This window comes from Streptomyces sp. NRRL B-24572 (assembly GCF_002156145.1).
Lineage (GTDB): Bacteria > Actinomycetota > Actinomycetes > Streptomycetales > Streptomycetaceae > Streptomyces > Streptomyces vietnamensis.
In genome coordinates, this window is record NZ_MWIG01000919.1 from 1 (window position 1) to 2,511 (window position 2,511).

The window sequence follows — 2,511 nt, forward strand, 5'->3', positions numbered from 1 at the left end:
CCGCCGGCCGTCCACCCCTCCGCCGCCGAAGTCCCCGCCCGCCGCCGACTCATCGCCTCAAGCCTGGCCACCTCGATCGGCGACGGCATCTACGTACCGCTGACCATGCTGTTCATCCATGGACTCACGGGGCTGTCCCTCACGTCGATCGGCACGGGCCTCACGATCGCCGGGCTCAGCGCGCTCGCCTTCATGCCCGCCGCGGGCATCCTCATCGACCGCTTCGGCGGCCGCCGCGTCCTCATCGGCGTCCTCGCGCTGCGAGCGGTCGGCTTCGCCGCGTACCCGTTCGCCGACTCCTACCCCGCCTTCCTGACGATCGCCCTGGTGGTGGCGGTGGGGATGTGGGCGTCCTCACCGAGCCAGCAGTCGCTCATCGGCGACCTCGCCCAAGGCGCCGAGCGGGACCGGCTCCTGGCCTGGGACCGCAGCCTGCGCAACGCCGGCATGGGATGCGGCAGCCTGGCCGCGGCCGGCATGCTCGCGTGGAACGGGACCACCGGCTTCATCGTCGCCGCCGAGTCCCTGGCCGCGGTCTTCGCCGTCGCGGCCGTCCTGGTGGCCCGGATACCCCAGCCGGTCCGCACCGTCACCGAGCGGCCGGACACCCGCGGCGGATACCGCCAGGTGCTCGCCGACCGCCCCTACCTCCTCATCACGACGGCCAACTTCCTCATCGCCTTCGGCTACACCGCCCAGGCCATGGCCCTGCCGGTCTTCCTCACCCGCGACGTCGCCCTGCCCGACGCCCTGGCCGGGGCCGTCTTCGCGGTCAACACCGTGCTGGTCGCCGCGCTCGGCGTCCCCGCCGCCCGGCTCACCTCGCGCGGCAGACGCACCCGTACGGCCGCACTGGGCGCGGCCACCTTCGCGCTCTCGTTCGCCGCCTTCGCCGCCCTCCCCCGGCTGGTCTCCGGCGCGGACGCCCTCGTCGCCGTCCTGGCGGTCGCCGCGCTCTACACCGCGGGCGAACTCGTCCACTCCGCACCCGCGCAGAGCCTGTCCGTCCAGGCGGCCCCCGACCATCTGCGAGGCCGGTACCTGTCGGTCCACCAGCTGTCCTGGTCGGTCTGCCGCACCATCGCACCGCTGCTCCTGGGATTCCTCCTCGACGCGGGACCGTGGCACCTGTGGACGGTGCTCGCCCTCGTGGTCCTGACCGGCGCGGCGGTCCTCCTGTGCGCCGAACGGTCGCTCCCGGGCCACGCGAACCTCCCCGGCGCTCGCACCTCGACGATGTGAGGGGGACCCACCGGCCGTCCATGCCGTTGCATCGGCCGACACGGCCCTTGTACCTCTTGTACCGACGGTCGGTCCGGGGAAGGATCGACCGGATGCATGACGTCCGAGCCGTGAAGGAGGACCCCGTGGCTGCCGTTCCCGAGCGTCGGCTGGCCCTTCTCGGCGGCGGTTTCTCCACCGACGACGACGGTCTGCTGGACGACTGGGTGCTCGGTCAGGTGCGCGCCGCACGGCCCAGGGTCTGCTTCGTCCCCACGGCCAGCGGTGACGCCCCCGGCTACGTCGAGCAGTTCCTCGCCGCGTATCGCTCGCGCGGTTGTGAAGCCGGCGTCCTCCCTCTGTTACGGCGCGAGCTCGATGACGACGCCCTGCGCGCGTTCCTGCTCTCCCAGGACATCGTGTACGTGGGTGGGGGCAACACCGCGAACCTGCTGGCGGTGTGGCGGGCACACGGTGTGGACCGTTTGCTGCGCGAGGCCTACGAGCGGGGGACTCTGCTGTGCGGGATCAGCGCCGGCGCCAACTGCTGGGCCGAGGGCTCGCACACCGACTCCTTCGGGCCGCTGACGCACCTGTCCGACGGCCTTGGCCTGCTGCCCGGCTCGGTCTGTCCCCACTACGACAGTGAGCCGGGACGCCGGGCCTCCTACCGGGCGGCCGTGGCGACCGGCTCGCTCGCCGCCGGCTGGGCGGTGGAGGACGGTGTCGGCGCCCTCTTCACCGGCGGTCGGCTGACGGACGCCGTGAGCCGCACCCCGCAGGCCCGGCTGTTCCGGGTGGAGCCGGACGAGGACGGCGGAGTGAGCGAACGGGCCCTGCCCTGTCGTCTCCTCTGAGCCGGTGATGTGCCGGACTCACTCGCAGCGGTACGTGAACGTGCCCTCGGCCGTGCGGGTGGTGGGGGACGTGACCACGAGGCGCGCCACGGCATGGTGGGTGCCTCGGCCCTGGAAGGTCCACAGGAGGTGGAGCCGGGCCTCCTTCTGGTCGCGGGCCAGGGTCTCGCGCAGAGGCGCGGAGCGGGTGCCGTCGCTGCGTTCCCAGTGGTACGTGAGGGTGCCGGGGCGGCCGTCGGTGCGTACGACGCCCACCACGTTCGCCGTGGCGTCGCAGCCGAGCGGCGCTTCGGGGGCGGTGACGGCGATGTCCTGGACCGAGACCCGGGGGCCGTACTCGCGCCACGCGAGCCAGGCCAGGGCGAGGAGCAGGATCACGGCGGCCGGCACGTACCGGAGCGGCCTGCGGGAGCGGCGCCGGCGGGGCGGGCGG

Annotated in this window: 2 protein-coding genes and 1 pseudogene; 2 read left to right on the forward strand and 1 reads right to left on the reverse strand. The window is 73.5% G+C overall.

Annotated features, from left to right (window positions below; all coding sequences use genetic code 11):
• Both CCN56_RS38245 and CCN56_RS38250 read left to right on the forward strand, forming a co-directional pair.
• Window positions 1-1,242: MFS transporter (locus CCN56_RS38245; protein ID WP_086832256.1), on the forward strand; the 1,242-nt coding region annotated here is incomplete at its 5' end.
• A gap of 92 nt (window positions 1,243-1,334) precedes the next feature.
• Window positions 1,335-2,078 carry a peptidase E gene (locus CCN56_RS38250; RefSeq protein ID WP_086832257.1) on the forward strand — a complete coding sequence of 248 codons (744 nt, stop codon included), beginning with the start codon at window positions 1,335-1,337 and terminating at the stop codon, window positions 2,076-2,078.
• Between the two features lie 18 nt (window positions 2,079-2,096).
• Here CCN56_RS38250 and CCN56_RS43685 read toward each other — a convergent pair.
• Window positions 2,097-2,511: pseudogene (locus CCN56_RS43685) on the reverse strand (hypothetical protein); the annotation flags it as partial.